The organism is Arthrobacter sp. Soil736, assembly GCF_001428005.1.
Taxonomy (GTDB): domain Bacteria; phylum Actinomycetota; class Actinomycetes; order Actinomycetales; family Micrococcaceae; genus Arthrobacter.
The window spans coordinates 532,195-549,008 of sequence record NZ_LMSB01000034.1 but is presented as its reverse complement, the minus strand read 5'-3'; the positions used below and the strand labels follow the sequence as shown (position 1 = coordinate 549,008).

Annotated in this window: 16 protein-coding genes; 9 read left to right on the top strand and 7 right to left on the bottom strand. The window is 67.5% G+C overall.

From position 1 onward, the window contains the following. Window positions 1–4 precede the first annotated feature (4 nt). The 3 genes from ASG92_RS19545 to ASG92_RS19535 form a co-directional block, all read right to left on the bottom strand. Window positions 5–610 carry a phosphotransferase gene (locus tag ASG92_RS19545; RefSeq protein ID WP_200952018.1) on the bottom strand — a complete coding sequence of 202 codons (606 nt, stop codon included), beginning with the start codon at window positions 608–610 and terminating at the stop codon, window positions 5–7. A gap of 258 nt (window positions 611–868) precedes the next feature. Continuing rightward, on the bottom strand, window positions 869–2,338 hold the full coding sequence (locus ASG92_RS19540; protein ID WP_056632024.1) for a peptide MFS transporter: 1,470 nt from the start codon (window positions 2,336–2,338) through the stop codon (window positions 869–871). A gap of 75 nt (window positions 2,339–2,413) precedes the next feature. Continuing rightward, on the bottom strand, window positions 2,414–3,865 hold the full coding sequence (locus ASG92_RS19535; RefSeq protein ID WP_056632019.1) for an amidase: 1,452 nt from the start codon (window positions 3,863–3,865) through the stop codon (window positions 2,414–2,416). 195 nt (window positions 3,866–4,060) lie between these two features. Between ASG92_RS19535 and ASG92_RS19530 the strand changes: the two genes are divergently transcribed. The 3 genes from ASG92_RS19530 (at window position 4,061) to ASG92_RS19520 (ending at window position 5,731) form a co-directional block, all read left to right on the top strand. Further along, window positions 4,061–4,387 (top strand): rhodanese-like domain-containing protein, encoded by a 327-nt coding sequence (locus ASG92_RS19530; protein WP_056632016.1) that lies wholly within the window; start codon window positions 4,061–4,063, stop codon window positions 4,385–4,387. A gap of 48 nt (window positions 4,388–4,435) precedes the next feature. Continuing rightward, entirely contained in the window at window positions 4,436–5,416 is a 981-nt protein-coding gene (gene pheA / locus ASG92_RS19525; protein ID WP_056632013.1) for a prephenate dehydratase, read from the top strand. Between the two features lie 93 nt (window positions 5,417–5,509). Next, window positions 5,510–5,731 (top strand): hypothetical protein, encoded by a 222-nt coding sequence (locus ASG92_RS19520; protein WP_056632009.1) that lies wholly within the window; start codon window positions 5,510–5,512, stop codon window positions 5,729–5,731. Between the two features lie 133 nt (window positions 5,732–5,864). On the opposite strand, the gene ASG92_RS19515 is transcribed toward ASG92_RS19520, so the two are convergent. Next, window positions 5,865–6,929 (bottom strand): diacylglycerol kinase family protein, encoded by a 1,065-nt coding sequence (locus ASG92_RS19515; protein ID WP_056632006.1) that lies wholly within the window; start codon window positions 6,927–6,929, stop codon window positions 5,865–5,867. 124 nt (window positions 6,930–7,053) lie between these two features. Between ASG92_RS19515 and serS the strand changes: the two genes are divergently transcribed. Both serS and ASG92_RS19505 read left to right on the top strand, forming a co-directional pair. Next, a complete protein-coding gene (gene serS / locus ASG92_RS19510; protein WP_056632002.1) occupies window positions 7,054–8,334 on the top strand; it encodes a serine--tRNA ligase in 1,281 nt (426 codons plus the stop codon). A 107-nt stretch (window positions 8,335–8,441) separates the two neighbouring features. Next, window positions 8,442–9,287, top strand: coding sequence for an HAD family hydrolase (locus ASG92_RS19505; protein ID WP_056631999.1), 846 nt, complete (start codon window positions 8,442–8,444; stop codon window positions 9,285–9,287). Between the two features lie 66 nt (window positions 9,288–9,353). On the opposite strand, the gene ASG92_RS19500 is transcribed toward ASG92_RS19505, so the two are convergent. Further along, complete coding sequence (locus ASG92_RS19500) at window positions 9,354–9,953, bottom strand: hypothetical protein (protein ID WP_056631996.1); 600 nt, start codon at window positions 9,951–9,953, stop codon at window positions 9,354–9,356. Window positions 9,954–10,227: 274 nt separating this feature from the next. Continuing rightward, the gene (locus ASG92_RS19495) at window positions 10,228–10,716 is read right to left on the bottom strand and encodes an inorganic diphosphatase (protein ID WP_056631993.1); all 489 of its coding nucleotides are present in this window, start codon (window positions 10,714–10,716) and stop codon (window positions 10,228–10,230) included. Window positions 10,717–10,855: 139 nt separating this feature from the next. On the opposite strand from ASG92_RS19495, the gene dacB reads away from it, so the two are divergent. The 4 genes from dacB (at window position 10,856) to hpt (ending at window position 15,365) form a co-directional block, all read left to right on the top strand. Continuing rightward, window positions 10,856–12,376 carry a D-alanyl-D-alanine carboxypeptidase/D-alanyl-D-alanine-endopeptidase gene (gene dacB / locus ASG92_RS19490; protein WP_056631991.1) on the top strand — a complete coding sequence of 507 codons (1,521 nt, stop codon included), beginning with the start codon at window positions 10,856–10,858 and terminating at the stop codon, window positions 12,374–12,376. Window positions 12,377–12,480: 104 nt separating this feature from the next. Next, the gene (locus ASG92_RS19485; RefSeq protein WP_056631987.1) at window positions 12,481–13,599 is read left to right on the top strand and encodes a zinc-dependent metalloprotease; all 1,119 of its coding nucleotides are present in this window, start codon (window positions 12,481–12,483) and stop codon (window positions 13,597–13,599) included. Between the two features lie 119 nt (window positions 13,600–13,718). Next, on the top strand, window positions 13,719–14,768 hold the full coding sequence (tilS, locus tag ASG92_RS19480) for a tRNA lysidine(34) synthetase TilS (protein ID WP_200952022.1): 1,050 nt from the start codon (window positions 13,719–13,721) through the stop codon (window positions 14,766–14,768). Window positions 14,769–14,813: 45 nt separating this feature from the next. Further along, complete coding sequence (hpt, locus tag ASG92_RS19475) at window positions 14,814–15,365, top strand: hypoxanthine phosphoribosyltransferase (protein WP_056631984.1); 552 nt, start codon at window positions 14,814–14,816, stop codon at window positions 15,363–15,365. Between the two features lie 198 nt (window positions 15,366–15,563). On the opposite strand, the gene ASG92_RS19470 is transcribed toward hpt, so the two are convergent. Next, complete coding sequence (locus tag ASG92_RS19470) at window positions 15,564–16,397, bottom strand: type IV toxin-antitoxin system AbiEi family antitoxin domain-containing protein (protein WP_056631981.1); 834 nt, start codon at window positions 16,395–16,397, stop codon at window positions 15,564–15,566. Window positions 16,398–16,814 lie beyond the last annotated feature (417 nt).

The following is a 16,814-nucleotide window of genomic DNA, read 5'->3' as shown; positions in this document are numbered from 1 at the left end:
ACGCCTAGACCGTCAGAGCCTCAATCAGCCGCGGCGCGTTGTCTTCCAGCCAGCGGCCGCGGCGGCTGATCAGGCCGCCCACGCCGTCGGCCCACATCCGCGCCCAGCCGCCCCCAAGGGTGCGGGCGTTGTGTGCCATGCGGTCGTGCGAGAGCCTGGCGGCCTCCGCGCCGAACTGCGGCAGCCGCCGTCGTTCGTCTTCCGTCCACCCGTAGGCGTCGGCAAAGATGCGCAGGCGCCGGAACGGATCCACCGCTTCCCAGCCTTCCCAGGCATCCGCCGGGTCCCGCAGCGGCGCCCAGTGCATCGCCGTATTGAAGGAATCCCTGAAGCCCGTGCTGGGCCCGGCGAGGTCGAAGTCGATGACGCCCACGGCCCGGCCGCCGCGGACCACCACGTTCTGCGGGGTCACATCGAGATGGCAGACCAGCCCGCCCTGGTCCTGCCGGACCGGGCGGGGCGGAAACAAATGCTGCGGAAACGGATGCCGGGACGGCACAAAACCGGCCGACGCCTGATGCAGGCGGCGCACCAACAGCGCCACGGAGCGCAGCAGCTCCTCGGACTGCACCCACTGTTCCGGCACGGCCCCGGCGCACTCGCCCTGCACGAACGTGAGGACATCCCGGCCGGTCCCGTCCCGGCCCAGGAACCTTGGCGAACCTCGAACCCGGCGTCCTCCAGCCAGTCCAGGTAGCCGGCCACGGCATAGCTTTGCGGCTGGTGCGGGCGGCGGACGGTACCGCCCACCCGCACCACGCCGTCGGTGACATCGCCCGCTGGCAGGATTTCGACGTCGGCTGCCTCACCGGGAGCGGCGACGTAGAGGCGCCGCTCAACAGGGAGGCGTGTCACGGGGTTCACGCGGTTAGCGTACGCCGCCCATCAATTTCCTGATAGCCGGCGCCGCGGCAGCCAGGCCGACAGCCAGCAGCATGCCCGTGCCGCCGATGCCGACGAAGTACGGAAGTTCGTCGGCCGGGTTGTACAGCCCCGCCAGGATGCCCGCCAGCGTGGTGCCGAGCGAGACCGACAGGAAGAACAGCGCCACCATCTGGGTGTGGAAGGCCTGCGGTGCGAGCTTGGTGGTCACGGACAGGCCGATGGGGGACAGAAACAGTTCGGCGAGGGTGAACAGGAACAGGATCCCCACGAGGGCCAGCAGGGGCGTCTTTCCTTCGCCGGCGAGCGGAATGAACGCCAGGAACGCCAGGCCCATCACGAACAGGCCGATCGAGAACTTGAGGGCTGAGCCGGGCTGCCGGGAGCCGAGCCGTGTCCAGAGAGCGGCCATCACCCCGGCGAAGACGATGATGAACACCGGGTTGATGGACTGCACCCAGGCGGCCGGCATTTCCCAGCCGAACAGGTTGCGGTCCAGCTTCTCCTCGGAGTACACGGCGATGAACGTGAACTGCTGCTGGAACAGCGCCCAGAATGCCGCGGAGGCAATGTACAGCGGAATGAAGGCGGCCACGCGCCTGCGTTCGGTGCCGGTGACCTTCTTGCTGGCGAAGATCAGCACGAAGTAGAGGATGGAAGCGCCGATCGCGGCGTAGGCCACGGTCATGGCGAGGTTCTCCGCGTTCACCACGCCCGTCGCGAGGAGCAGGGCAAGGGCCGCTGCGATGCCGAGGAAAATGAGCCCGTACCGGGAGCGCTGCGCGGCTGGCAACGGGCTGGGCACGCGGTGCGCCTCCTCCGGGAGTTTGTTGCGGCCCAGCGCATAGATCGCCAGTCCCAGGGCCATGCCGACGGCCGCGGCACCGAAGCCCCAGTGGAACCCGTTGCTTTGCTGCAGCCAGCCGGTGACCAGCGGGCCGATCAGCGCGCCAAGGTTGATGCCCATGTAGAAGATCGAGAAGCCTGCGTCACGGCGGTCATCCTTCTCGCCGTACAGCGTGCCGACGAGGGCGGTGGCGTTGGCCTTCAGGCCGCCGGAGCCGACGCCCACGAGCACCAGCCCGGCGATCAGGCCGGGAATTCCGGGCACCAGTGCCAGGGCGATGTGCCCGCACATGATCATGATGGCGGAGCCGAACAGCACCCGTTCGGAACCGAACAGCCGGTCCGCAAGCCAGGCGCCGAGGATGGTGGACAGGTAAACCCCTCCGCCGTAGGCACCGACGAGGCCCGCGGCCAGGCCCTGCTCAATTCCGAGGCCGCCCTCGGCCGCCGTGAAGTACATGTAGTAGAGCAGGATTCCCTGCATGCCGTAGAAGGAGAACCGCTCCCACATTTCCACGGAGAAGAGGCTGGCCAGCATCTTTGGGTGGCCAAAAAATGAAGTATCGCCCGGCGTTGTAGCGGGGCGATCGGATAAATGAGTTCTGCTCATTTACTTAAGGGTGACACTCCGGCCCGCGGTTGTCACATTTTCGGTTGCCCGCAGCAACTGCATCCGGCCCGCCGCCTAGAATCCCAGCTGTGCCGCCGTCTGCAGGAGCAGTGCTTCCGAGCCCGGATGGCCGATCAGCTGGATGCCCATCGGAAGCCCCTCGCCGGCGGCTCCGCCCGTCCAGTGCACCGGGATGCTGACGGCCGGCAGGCCGCAGACGTTCACCATGGAGGACCACGGCGCGAACTCGCACTGCCTGCGGTAGTCGCCGTCGGCGTCGCCGGCCCACTCGGAAACCGGCCAGTGCCCGTCCCCGTGGGCGGACCCCGTAAACCAGCCCACGGGCCGAGGCGTCTGGGCCAGGGACGGCGTGAGGATCAGGTCCCATTCCGCGTACTGTGCCACGGTGTCGCGCTGGAACTGCCGCAGGAAAGCAAGCGACTCGCTGAGTTTCGAGGCGCTCCGCTGCTGGGCGCGGCGCCGGAACGTCCGGGTCAGGGGAGTCAGCAGGGCTTCGCGCTGCGGTGCGATCCGGGCGGCCCCGACCCCCGCGGTCCATGCTGTGGTGAAGGCGTCCGGATAGCGGTTGTCGTAGCGGACCGTAGTTTCGACGACGTCGTGCCCGGCCTCGGTCAAGAGGCGTACCCCGGCCTCAAGCGCGTCCAGGGCCTCTTCATCCGGCGTGAACGGGAAGATCCCGGACCACGGGCTGTCCAGGCTCACCCCGATGCGCAGCTTCGCCGGCTCGCGGGCTACGGCCTCCAGGTATCCGCCTTTGGGCTCCAGGCCCGCACCCTGGCCTGCACCCTGGGATCCGTCCTGAACCAGTGCGTCCAGCATCAGTGCGGCGTCCGCTGCCGAGCGCGACAGCGGCCCGGCCACCACCAGCTTTGCCGGATCACCGCCGCTTTCCCCGGCGGGGGCCAACCCACGGCCCGGCTTGAGCCCCAGGAGGCCGCAGGCCGCAGCCGGAATCCGGACCGACCCGCCGCCGTCGGTTCCCGGCGCGAACGGGATCAGCCCGGCGGCGACGGCGGCGGCACTCCCGCCGGAGGAGCCGCCCGAACTGCGGCTCAGGGCGTATGGATTTCGCGACGGCGGTGCGATGCGGTTTTCGCTGTAGGCGGTCAGTCCGAACTCGGGCACCTGCGTCTTGCCAAGGGAAATGGCGCCGGCAGCTTTCAGCGCCGCGGCCAGTGCCCCGTCCGCCGGGGCGGGGCGGCGTTCCAGGGCCGCGCTGCCGTGTGTCGTGACCACTCCGGCCACGTCGGTGAGGTCCTTGAAGGCCAGCGGCACGCCGTGGAGCGGCGGCAATTCCTGGCCCGGAGAGCGCCGCGCGTACGCGGCGTCCGCCGCGGCGGCGTCAGCCATGGCCATGTCTGCGGTGACAGTGACGAATGCCCCCAGCCGGGGATTGATTTCTTCGATCCTGCCGAGGAAATGGGCTGCCGCCTCCCGCGCGGAGAGTTCGCCCGAGCGCAACGCATCCCTGAGCCGGACGGCGGAAAGGTGGTGGATATCAGCCACGGAAGCGGGGATCCGGGCTCTCGGGCATTCCCCTCACGCTGTCAGCGGAGGCGGCACGTATTGCGAGGGGGCGGGCAGGCACTGAGGCTCTCCTTCGGGGGCTCCTGACCAGCGTAACCTGCGCAGCCCGGAGGTGCGCGGCCCGTTGCTGGCGATACGCTGGTGCTGAGAGCTTGAGCCAAGGAGAGGACTCCCATGAGCGACTTCGATACCGTCACCGTCAACGACGTTCCGGCGGACGCCACCATCCTGGACGTGCGGGAGGACTACGAGTGGGTGGCCGGACACGCGGAAGGCGCCTTGCACATCCCGATGGACCAGCTTCCCGCACGCCTCGGTGACCTTGACCCGGACGATGACCTCTACGTCATCTGCCGCACGGGCGGGCGGTCCTTCCGCGCTGCGCAGTGGCTCGTGGGCCAGGGCTACTCGGCAATGAATGTGGCCGGTGGCATGGACCAGTGGCTCGAATCCGGCAAGCCGCTGGTCTCGGACAACGGCCTCAAGCCAGTGGTTCTCTGACCTCCGCGCCGTCCGCACCCGCCCGTACATAACACCAAAGGAATACTCATGCCTGCCTCCCGCCCCACCTACACCTTCCTTGGCCCTGAGGGCACGTTCACGGAGGCGGCGCTCATGCAGGTTCCGGACGCGGCGCAGGCTGTGCGTATCCCGTCGTCCAACGTCAACACCGCGCTGGACAAGGTCCGCGACGGATCCGCGGACGCCGCCATGGTGCCCATTGAGAACTCGGTGGAGGGCGGGGTGACAGCCACACTGGATGCCATCGCCACGGGACAGGAGCTCCGGATCATCCGGGAGGCGCTTGTGCCCATCAGCTTTGTGCTCGTGGCCAGGCCCGGGGTGGAAATCTCGCAGATCCGGAGGGTCTCCACCCACGGCCACGCCTGGGCGCAGTGCCGGCTCTGGGTGGATGCCAATATTCCGGGAGTGGAATACATTCCCGGTTCCTCCACCGCGGCAGCAGCAATGGGGCTGCTGGAGGACAACCCGCATTATGACGCCGCCATCTGCGCCCCCATCGTCGCCGCGGAGCAGCCCGGGCTTCATGTACTGGCAGAGAACATCGGCGACAACCCCGGAGCCGTGACCCGCTTCGTCCTGGTCAGCCGTCCCGGGGTGCTGCCCGCCCGGACCGGCGCGGACAAAACAACAGTTGTGGTCCCGCTGCCCGAGGACAGGCCGGGTGCCCTCATGGAGATCCTGGACCAGTTCGCCACCCGCGGCGTCAACCTGAGCCGGATCGAGTCCCGGCCCACGGGCCAGTACCTGGGCCACTACTTCTTCAGCATTGACGCCGACGGCCACGTGGCGGATGCCCGGGTGGCTGACGCCCTCGCCGGCCTGCACCGCATCAGCCCCGCAACACGGTTCCTGGGCTCCTACGGGCGCGCGGACGCCCAGCGTCCGGTGGTCCCGCCGCATACGTCCGACGAAGCATTCCGCGCTGCGCATGCATGGGTCGGAGAGATACTCGCAGGCGAAACTCTCGGCTCCGGGATGACGGTGAATGCTTCGCCCACAGCGTAGACAAATGCCCCGTGGGGCACTTCCCTGCCTTTGTTACTGTGCGTATGCTTGCCTGATCAACATGGGGGGTGGCCCCAACGAAGGGAGCGGGTCATGTCAGACAGAACCAGCACCGACAACGACGGCCAGGGAATGATCGTCAATCCCAAGCCGACCTCCGAAAACCAGGACTGGGACGGGGACGATGCAGACCGGGCGGACCGCCTGCGCTTCGAAGAGGAACAGGCCATGATCCGCGAGCAGTCAGAGGCCCGGGCAGCCGCAAAGGCCGCCGCCGAAGCCGCCAAGCACCCGGGTGCCGCCAAGACGGCCTAGGCCATCCACGATTCCGCGGCCGCCCTTCCGCGGTGCGCGTCCCAAGACCTGCGTGCTCCAGGACCTTAGCGCCCCTCCAGATCCTTCCAGTCCTTACCTGCCAGTCCCTAACCGCTGATCCTGCTGTTTCCCGCTACTGACGGGCCGTGTCTTCCCTGACCCGGACCAGCAGAGACCCGGGCTCCACCTGGACCGTGACCTTTGTAGCGTCCCCGGACGTATCGCCGTCGAGCTGCGTAGGCATCGGCTCCGGGCACTTGATAACCACCTTGCCGGACCGGTACACGCTCATGACGGGCAGGTGCCGCTTGTGTTTGAACAGGATTTTGGCGTACATGGCCAGCCACCCGACGGCGCTCCGGGGGCTCATGACCACCACGTCGAGCATCCCGTCGTCGATCATGGCCTGGGGAATGAGGTCGATTCCGCCCGGGACAAGCCCGCAGTTGGCAAAGAGGACGCTACGGATCTTGCGGGCCTGTTCGGGCTGGTCGTCCAGGGAGATTGACACTTTCTTCCGACGCCCGGGCAGGTGCCGGACGCCCGCCTCCGTGTATGCGAGCCAGCCCACGGCCCGCTTCAGCCCGGCGTTGGTATCGCCCACCACCTCGGCATCCATCCCGATCCCCGCAATCACGAGGAACACATGGCTGGACGAGTGGCCGGTCCGCGAGTTCTCAATCCGCATCCGCGCTGTATCGATGTAGCGCTGATGGCCAAACAGGGCGGTCTGGACACTGCCGTTAAGGTCATAGACGTCCAGGTCCACGTTGCGCGCCAGCAGGTTGCCCGTTCCCAGCGGGATCAGGCCCATCGCAACCCCCGTGTGCGCAAGGGACTCGGCCACGACGCGTACCGTTCCGTCGCCGCCGCCCACCAGGACGACGTCGGCCCCGTACTCCAGCGCCGCCCGCACCTGCGAATGGCCGGGATCCTCGGGCGTCGTCTCAAAGAAACGTGGGGCCTCCCAGCCTGCCGTCAGGCAGGCCCGCTGGATCGCGGCGCGTGCCTCCGCGGCCTTGGCTGCGATGGGATTCAGAACCACGGCAACACGCTGACGTTCGAGGCCGTGCTCGTGGGCGTCCTCCCGGACGGCGCTGCGTGCGTGTGCGGCCTTGAGCCTGCGCACACCCCACCAGCTGGAGACGGCGAACGCCAAGGCCCCAGCGATCAGGACGTAGAGAAGCAGGTCGCTCATGGTGCTCCAACACTATCCCGCCCGGTGCCGCGCACAGTCCAGCAACCCGTCCAGTCATCCGCGCCGGAACGGGTTGCCGACGGCGTCCGCCCGGACAGCCGTTCGGATTCGATACTCTTGTCTGGTGATCGACGTAAAAGACCTCAGCGACAACCCGGACAAGTTCCGCGCCAGCCAGCGCGCCCGCGGTGCGGACGAAACCCTGGTGGACGCGATCATCGACGCGGATGCCGCGCGCCGGGCCGCGCTGATCAGCTTCGAGAACCTCCGCGCTGAACAGAACGTGTTCGGCAAGAAGGTGGCCCAGGCCAAGGGCGAGGAAAAGCAGGCGCTCCTGGCGGAGGTGCGCGAGCTTGCCGGGGCGGTCAAGGCCGCGTCAGCCGAGGCAGATGCCGCGCAGGCCAAGCAGGAAGAACTGCTGCGCACCATTCCGAACCTCATCGAGGAAGGCGTGCCGGAAGGCGGCGAGGACGACTACATAGTGGTCAGGACCGTCGGCACACCGCGTGAATTCCCCGACTTCGAACCGCGGGACCACCTGGAGATCGGCGAACTGATCGGCGCGATCGACATGGAGCGCGGCGCCAAAGTCTCCGGCTCACGGTTCTACTTCCTCCGCGGCGTCGGCGCGCGGCTCGAGATGGCCCTGCTGCAGATGGCCATGGACCAGGCCATCGAGGCCGGCTTCGTCCCCATGATCACCCCCACACTGGTCCGTCCCGAGACCATGCAGGGCACCGGCTTTGACGTCAAGCACGACGCCGAGATCTACCGTCTCGCTGAAGACGACCTTTACCTTGTGGGAACCTCCGAGGTGCCCCTGGCCGGGTACCACGCGGACGAGATCCTGGACCTCACCCCCGGCCCCATCCGTTTCGCCGGCCAGAGCTCCTGCTACCGCCGCGAGGCCGGCTCGCACGGCAAGGACACCCGCGGCATCATCCGCGTGCACCAGTTCAACAAAGTGGAGATGTTTATCTACACCACTTCTGAAGAGGCTGCCGCGGAACACGAACGCCTGCTCGCCTGGGAAGAGGAGATGCTGGCCAAGTGCGAGCTCCCGTACCGCGTGATCGACACCGCCGCCGGCGACCTTGGAATGTCCGCGGCCCGCAAGTATGACTGCGAGGCATGGGTCCCCACGCAGGGCGCCTACCGCGAGCTGACGTCCACCTCCAACTGCACCACCTTCCAGGCCCGCCGCCTGAACATCCGTGAGCGGGTGTTCAGCGAGGACGGCACACCCAAGGGCACCCGTCCCGTGGCCACGCTCAACGGCACGCTGGCCACCACCCGCTGGATCGTGGCCATCCTGGAGCACCACCAGAACCCGGACGGCTCCGTCAACGTGCCGGCGGCCCTGCAGAAGTACATCGGCGGCCTCGAAGTCCTCCCGGTCCTCTAGGGTAAACACTCACACCGGGGAAAACCTGTGAGTATTTACCTGCTGTTCACACGGTGCTGTGGCCTGCGTCCTAGCGGGTGTCAGGGGTGTCTGCTCTACTAATAGGCATGACTACATTGACTGAGAACTCAGCCGCTGGCATCGAAGACCAGCAAGAAATGACGCAGAAACTCATGATCGCCCTGGACGTGGACGGAACCCTGGTGGACCACGACGGCCACATGTCCGCCCCCGTCCGCGAAGCCGCGCAGGCCGTGGTTGCCGCCGGCCATGACGTCATGATCGCCACAGGCCGGTCCCTCAACGCGACCCTTCCCGTCATTGAACAGATCGGGATCGACCGCGGCTACGCCGTCTGCTGCAACGGCGGCGTGACCCTGCGCCTGGATCCCGAGTTGGCGGATGGCTACGAAATCATCCACAAGGCCACGTTCGATCCCGGCCCGGCGCTCCGCGCCCTCCGCAAGCGTCTGCCCTCGGCCAAATACGCGCTCGAGGATGAGGACGGCAACTTCCTCTCCACCGAGCGCTTCCAGGATGCGAGCTTCGGCGTGGAAGCCATCGGCGTCGATTTCCAGACCATGCTGGAGGCCACGGCCGTCCGCGTCGTGGTCTTCAGCACGGAGAACACCCCGGAGGAGTTCAACGAGGCCATTGAACACATCGGCCTTGCCGGCGTCACGTACTCGGTGGGCTGGACCGCCTGGCTGGACATTGCCGCAGCGGGAGTCACCAAGGCCAGTGCGCTCGAAAGCCTGCGCCGCAGGCTCGGCGTGGAGGCTTCCAGCACGGTTGCCATCGGCGACGGCCGCAACGACATCGAAATGCTCACGTGGGCGGGACGCGGCGTCGCCATGGGCCAGGCCCCGGAGGAAGTGGTTGCCGCGGCGGATGAGGTCACCAAGTCCGTGTACGACGACGGCGCCGCGCACGTGCTGCGCGGGCTCCTGTAAGCGCCGGGCTGTTCAGGCGCTCCCGCGCTGACGGCCAGATAGGGCTTCGGCCCACCCCGATAGTGACTACCGCACCTCGAGAATGAGTGAAAGCAGCCTTGCCGCGGCCGGCCGGGCAGCGTGCTCCTCGTTCCACTGCGACCTCGCCACGGCCTTGCTGACGGCCTGGGACGTGATGCCCAGCTCCGCCGCCACTGCCTTCTGCTGGCCGCGAACACCGGGGGTCAGCAGATCCAGGACACGCCATTCGGCCTCGCTCCTGTCCCGGACAATATGGCCCAGGAGCCGGAGCACCGATTCGGATTCCGCTGCCACGTCCGCCAGAGGTCCCTCCACGGCCACCGGAATACGCTCCTTGCCGTAGCGGAGCCGGTCCACCGCCCGGCGCGCGTAGACCAGCCCGTGCCCGGAGGCGTCCTTGATCTGGTTCGGCAGCGGCTCGTTCACGGGGCCCACGCCGATCCCCACGAACCAGCTGCCGCAACGCAGCGCGATCATGGCGGCTTCCACGGCCTGATGGGGACAGTCCAGGATCCCCTGCACCTCGTCCTCCACGGAGCGGTCGAAGTCCAGGCGCGCCGGGATATGCCGGAGGTCCTTGAGGAGCTGCGGGACCCGGTCGCCGTCGCGCCGGCTGTCTGTTTGGTTGATAGTCAGCGTGAACATGGTGAAAATCAGACTACCCGGTGGTAGCTGGGAGGCAAGATCTCCGGACGGGGGACGTTACGGAGCTGACTTCGGCCGGCGGACGCCTGCGCTAAGGTGCCCGGACATGCCCTCCGCGCAGCACCCTGGGGCGGGAAAAAGTGGCCGGGAAAAACGCGACGGCGGCAGGTGCGGTTCACATGGAACCGCACCTGCCGCCGTCGAGGTAAAGCGCTGGGCCCACGCCGTCCGGGTTCCCTGACCGAGCGAAGCGAGGTTAGGGTGACGGTGGGGACTAGTGTGCCGCAGGCACGTAACGCTTGATGGAAGCCTCGAGCTCTGCTTCGGCAGCGGCGCGGTCGGCCCAGCCCTCGGCCCTGACCCACTTGCCGGGCTCCAGGTCCTTGTACCGGGTGAAGAAGTGCTCGATCTCCTTGATCAGGAACTCGCTGACGTCGCTGACTTCCTGGATGTGGTCGAACCTGGGGTCGGCCGGCACGCACAGGACCTTGGCGTCCCCGCCGCCGTCGTCGGTCATGTTGAAGACGCCGATCGGGCGGGCTTCAACGATGACGCCCGGGTGCAGATCGAAGTCCTGCAGGAGCACCAGTGCGTCCAGCGGGTCGCCGTCTTCGCCGAGGGTGTTCTCGAAGAATCCGTAGTGGGTGGGGTACTGCATTGAAGTGAAGAGGACGCGGTCCAGGCGGACTCGGCCGGTCTCATGGTCGACTTCGTACTTGACGCGCGATCCCTTGGGGATCTCGATGGTCACGTCATGCTTCATGGAATGCTCCTCGACGATTGCTTGGTGTTCGCGGCACGCGGAAAGACTGTCAGTGCCGCCGACTACTATTGAGGATATAGCGACAGTCCCAGGTTTCAGGAACTAGTGGGGTAATTTCAGAACTTTGAGGACCAGCAGTATGAGTGGCACCACCGGCACAACAAACAGCCGCGAAAGGCTCCACACGCTGATCCGGGCCTGGCCCACGGCCCTGCTGACGCTTCTGCTTGCCGCTCTGGCGCTGCCCGCCGGTATGCTCATCGCCCCGGCCCTGACCGGCCCCGATCAGTCGGCCGCCGACGCCGCCCAAACCCCTGCATGGCAGCTCGTGCCGGAACGCCTGTCCGTCCCCCAGGGCATCGGGCCGCTCAGCAACGCGGCACCCGTTCCCGTTCCGGCGAAAGTGGCAGCCAGGCTGAACCCTGCCCTCAAGACCGACGGCGGAGGTTCCTTCACGGGCGTGGTCCAGGATGCAGCCACGGGCAAGGTGCTGTTCGACCGGGACGGTGCCGCCAAAAGGGTCCCGGCGTCGAACATGAAACTGCTCACCGCTGTGGCGGCGCTGCGGGCGATCGGTCCTGAGGCGCGGTTCAGCACCAAGGCGGTCGCCGTTCCCCCGGCGGGCTCGCCGGCGGCGTCGCCGTCGGGTTCGGCCCGCACCGGGACACGGTCCGTGGTGCTGGTGGGCGGCGGGGACGTCCTGCTGGGTGAGGGCGAATCCGCCGAGGACAAGGTGCTCGGCCATGCGGGGCTGGCCACCCTTGCCAGGCTGACCGTGGAGTCGCTGCGCAAGGACGGGTTCACTGGCAAGGTGGAGGTCCTCGTGGACGACTCACTCTTCACCGGGCCTTCGCTCAACCCGGCCTGGAGCCCCGATGACGTGGCAGCCGGGGAGATGGCCCCGCTGTTCCCGCTGGCGCTTAACTCCGCACGGTTCGATCCTGCAGTGACCACCGGGCCGCGGCCCCAGGACTCCGCCCTTGCCGCGGGTGAGGCATTCGCGGCCCGGCTCAGGGAGGCCGGCGCGGCCGCGGGACTGACGGTGGCGCCCGCCGTCGGACGTGTTGACGGAAAACAAGCGGCAGACGCCGCCGTTCTCGGGGAGGTGCAGTCGGCAACGGTCAGCCAGCAGGTCGACCTCATGCTCCAGACCTCCGATAATTACCTCGCCGAAACCCTCGGCCGGATGTCGGCTGTCGCCACCGGCCAGCCAGCGAGCAACGAAACGGCCAAGACTGCGGTCCTCGGACAGCTCACGGGCCTGGGCGTCCGCACGGATGGCATGGTGGCAGCGGATGTTTCCGGGCTGGCGCTGGGCAACCAGGTCTCCGCCCGGCAGTTCTCGGAGGTGGTCCGTGCCATCACCTCCGGCCGGGATACACGCCTGAGGGCGGCGCTGGCCGGCTTCCCGGTGGCCGGCCTCACGGGGACGCTCGGGGACAGGTATATCGATGAGTCCACAGCCGAGGGCGCCGGTCTGGTCCGCGCCAAAACGGGAACCCTGAACAGCGTCATTGCACTGAGCGGTTACGTGGTGGACGCGGACGGCCGGCTTCTAGTGTTCTCGTTCATCGGCAACGGCCTGACCCCGGGTGCGGCGGGCAACAAACCGGCCCTGGACGCCTCGGCGACTGTGCTTGCCGCCTGCGGCTGCAGCTAACGGTCAAACACCGCTGCCTGCCGGCGCCGGGCCCGGTTGCCGGCTGTTCGCCGGTGAGCGAACTTTAAGGCGCGTTGCCGGGCGCGTGTGTTCTGATGGTGCGTATGGAGTCAACTGCAGGCCAGACAACAGCACCGGCCCAGGGCCTGATCAATTGGGACCTTGCCGCGTCCACAGCAGCACGGCTTGCTCCCGCGGGCCCTTCACTGAGCGCCAGGGAGATCGGCGAAGCCGTGGACCAGCTGCGCACACTGGCCGATGCATCGGTGCCCCACGTTCACCACATCACGGGGCTGGAGGCCGCGCGCGATCTCCGCGACTCTTCGGTCCTGGTGGTGGACCGCGCCTCCTGGGCCAAAGCCAACACGCAGAGCTTCGCGGTGATGCTGAAGCCCGCCATCGAAAAAATGCTGGAGAACCGCAGGGGGAACATCAGCCCCGGTGCTGCGGCTGTCAGCGGAGCCATCACCGGCAGCCAGCTGGGCGCGGTGCTGGCGTTCCTTTCGAGCAAGGTGCTGGGCCAGTACGATCCGTTCGCCGCACTCGCCGAAGGTTCCCATGCACCGTCCGGCGGGCGCCTGCTGCTCGTGGCCCCGAACATCATCGCCGTGGAGCGCGAGCTCAACGTGAACCCCGAGGACTTCCGGCTCTGGGTGTGCCTCCACGAGCAGACGCACCGCGTGCAGTTCGCCGCGGCGCCCTGGCTCCGGCACCACATGCTGAGCGAGATCGACAACCTCAGCGGACATCTTCTGGGCAACGTCGACTCGCTCATGGAGCGGGCGTCGGCGGCTGCCCGGTCGCTGAAGGACCGCACCGCCTCAGGCACCACGCCCGGCAGGGGCGCTATCCTGGACCTCCTGCAGAACCCCGAAGAGAAGGCCGCACTGTCCCGCCTCACCGCCGTAATGAGCCTCCTCGAGGGCCACGCCAACGTGGTGATGGACGCTGTGGATGCGAGCATCGTGCCCTCCGTGAAGACCATCAGGCAGCGTTTCAACGCCCGCGGCAAGGACAGGGGCGCCATGGAGAAGTTCATCCGCAGCCTCTTGGGCCTTGACGCCAAGATGCGGCAGTACAGCGACGGCGCCAAGTTTGTCCGCGCCGTGGTGGAAGTGGCAGGAATGGAAGGCTTCAACCGGGTCTGGGAAGGGGCGGAGAACCTCCCCACCGAACCGGAGATCCACGACGCCAAGATCTGGATCGACAGGATGGGGCTCTAGTTTCCGTGCAGGGCGCATCAACCGCCGCCTCCATGCCCGATTCCGGCGGCGGCAGCCCCGCCCGTACCGGACGGCGCAGGCCCGGCCGGCTGGCCCCCGTCCTTGGCACAGCGCGGAAGATGCTGCAGGAAGCGCTGTCCCAGGCCGGCTACCCGGAACGGATCCTCGTGGCCTGCAGCGGAGGCCCCGATTCGCTGGCCCTCGCCGCCGTTGCCGCCTATTTCGCCCGCCGCGGCCACGTGGACGGCCACCCGGTAGCTGTGGGAGCAGTGGTGGTGGACCACCAGCTGCAACCCGGTTCCGCGGACGTGGCAGCCCGTGCGGCGGAAACCCTCAGGGAACTTGGCCTCAGCCCGGTTCAGATCCGCACCGTGGACGTAGCTTCCAGCGGTGTGGGCCCGGAGGCGGCAGCCCGGGACGCACGGCATGCCGCGCTGGAAGCCGCAGCGGCCGAGTGGGGCGCGGACGCGATTCTCCTGGGGCACACCCTCGATGACCAGGCCGAGCAGGTGCTGCTCGGCCTCGCGCGCGGCTCCGGCACCAGGTCGCTGGCCGGCATGCGGCCCGTGCGCGGGAAGCTGCTGCGGCCCTTCCTGGGCCTCCGGCGCGCGGACACCGTGGAGATCTGCCGTGCCGAGGAGCTCGAACCCTGGCACGATCCCAGCAACTCGGACCCTGCCTTTGCCCGCTCCCGGACCCGCGTGGAAGTCATGCCGCTGCTCGAGGAAAAGCTGGGCCCCGGCGTTGCGGAGTCCCTTGCCCGGACCGCCGCGATCCTCCAGCTGGACGCGGACTATCTGGAGGAGGTGGCCAACAACACCTATGCCGGGCTCGCAGAGCGCGCCGGTCACGACGTCAGCCTGCCGGAGGCGGCCCTCAACGAACTGTCGCCGGCCATCAGGTTCCGGGTGATCGCCAAGGCCGCCGCCGACGTCGGCGGCCAGCAGCCCAGCTACCAGCGGCTCCTCGCCGCGGAAGCGCTGCTTCGCCGGCAGGGTTCGGCCGGACCCGTGGAGCTGCCCGGCGGAGTGAGCGTCTACCGTCTTTCGCTTGCCCAGCTGCTGGCAGGCGAACGGGACGGGAAGCAGGGCGGCGCCGCCGGGGTTCCCCGCGAGGGCGCACGCTGTGGGAAGCTTGTATTCCGGCTTCGAAAACCGATCCGTAAATAGTCGCACCAGCATCTACACATCCCCGCATCTACACAGGAGCTATTGGTGGATTCATCCGACGTCCAGGCAGACCTTAAACACGTTCTCTACACCAAGGAACAGATCCAGCAGCGCATCACCGAGCTCGCGGCGCAGATCGACAAAGACTACGAAGGCCGTGAAATCCTGATCGTGGGCGTGCTCAAGGGCGCGGTCATGGTCATGGCGGACCTTGCACGTGCACTGCACAGCCACATCTCCATGGACTGGATGGCCGTTTCTTCCTATGGCTCCGGCACGCAGTCCTCCGGCGTGGTGCGCATCCTGAAGGACCTCGACACCGACCTCATGGGCAAGGACGTGCTCATTGTCGAGGACATCATCGACTCCGGCCTCACGCTGTCCTGGCTGAAGACCAACCTCGAGTCCCGCGGCACCGCTTCCGTGGAAGTCTGCACGGCCTTCCGTAAGCCGACGGCCGCGAAGGTGCAGATCGACGTCAAGTACGTCGGCTACGACATCCCCAATGAATTCGTGGTGGGCTACGGTCTGGACTACGCCGAAAAGTACCGCAACCTGGACTTCGTGGGCACGCTGGCCCCGCACGTATACGAGTAAGCGGGCCTCTTTTCCCGCGGACTGCGCATTTCTGCTCCGCTTTGGGCTTCCACGCCGCCGTCGAACCTTGGAAACAAGGGCTCGATGGCGGCGTGAGGCGGTTAAGATGGCGGCGTGAGGTGGTTAATAGGGTGCAAAAATGCAGAGGCCGAGCCTTCGCGGCCGGCTGGGGGAGCCCGGGCAGGGGAAAAGCGGCCGTCAGCAGGAGGTCCGTGGCGGCGTGGCCAGGGCCAGGCGGATCTGTTCCAGCATCTCGTCGGGGCGGTGCAGCACGTCCTCGTAAAGGTATCTCAGGACGCGGTAGCCGGTTGCTGCACCAACGTTGTTCCGCCGGATGTCCTTCTTGAACTGCGGCTTGTTGAGGTGGAAGCCCACGCCGTCGATCTCGACAATGAGGCAGCCGTTGATGAGGAAGTCCACATAGCCGATGCCCTCAAGGTAGACCTGCGTGCGGACGTCGAAGCCGTGCCTCCGGAACAGCACGCGGGCGACCGTCTCAAGCAGCGAATCCGACCCGCGTTCGACGAGATCCAGGACCGCACGTGCCCGGCCGTTGCGGGCGCCCGGCAGCAGCCGCCGCAAAAAATCCGGATCGGTCTCGCCACGGTTGTAGGCGCACTCCACCATCACGAGGGCCTCAAGTTCAGGCAGGCATTGGAGGCAATGAACCAGGACGTCCTTCAAGGGCAGGACCGGAGGAAGCAGCGTCGAGACATTTCCGCTGATCCTGTGGGCAAGGGGGCCGGCGGGGAGGCGGCGGTGGGAGGCTGCCAGGTGTGGACGGTCCGGAGCCCGAATGGTCCACAGCGCGTAGTGGCCCGCGGCTGAGACGCAGGTGACCGCGGCGTTGAGCTCATAGGCGCGGATGAAGTCCGGATCGGCCTGGGGCAGGCGGTAGACCCCGTGCCGGTGTTTGAGAATCAGGCCGGAGTCCACTGCGTGGTCGATCTGAGCCCGCGTGAAGCCTGCCCTTCGGAGGTGCGCGAGCCTGGCCACCCCGCCCTGCCCGGTGAGGAAATCCGCAGGAAGCATGGTGTTCAGCCTGCACTGTGCCCCGGAATTGCGGCAGTCGCCGGGCTGGCTATGTGGACAACCGGCCCGTTTCGCGGCTGTGGAGGGGAGTGAGGCGGGCTGTGGAGGGGGAGTGGCGGCGGCACCGTCCGGCATTTCTGCACCTCTTTGGCCGCGGAGGACGGGGCCGGGCCCATCCAATCCGCGGAGCCCGGATCCTGCCGGCGCCGGAAGTGGTGCAGAAATGCGCGAGCGGCCGGCCCGGCGGACGGGCCCGGCGTCAGGCCTGCCTGCCGCACCAACGGGCGCGCCCCACGCGCCGTGCTACGCCCAGAGGGAACTTTTCCCCTACATCGTGCGTGATCTACTCCGGACGGTGTATAGCTAGAAGCGAAGCAGCACCACACGCGCGCAGTCCACGCGCCGTGCAGCACTACC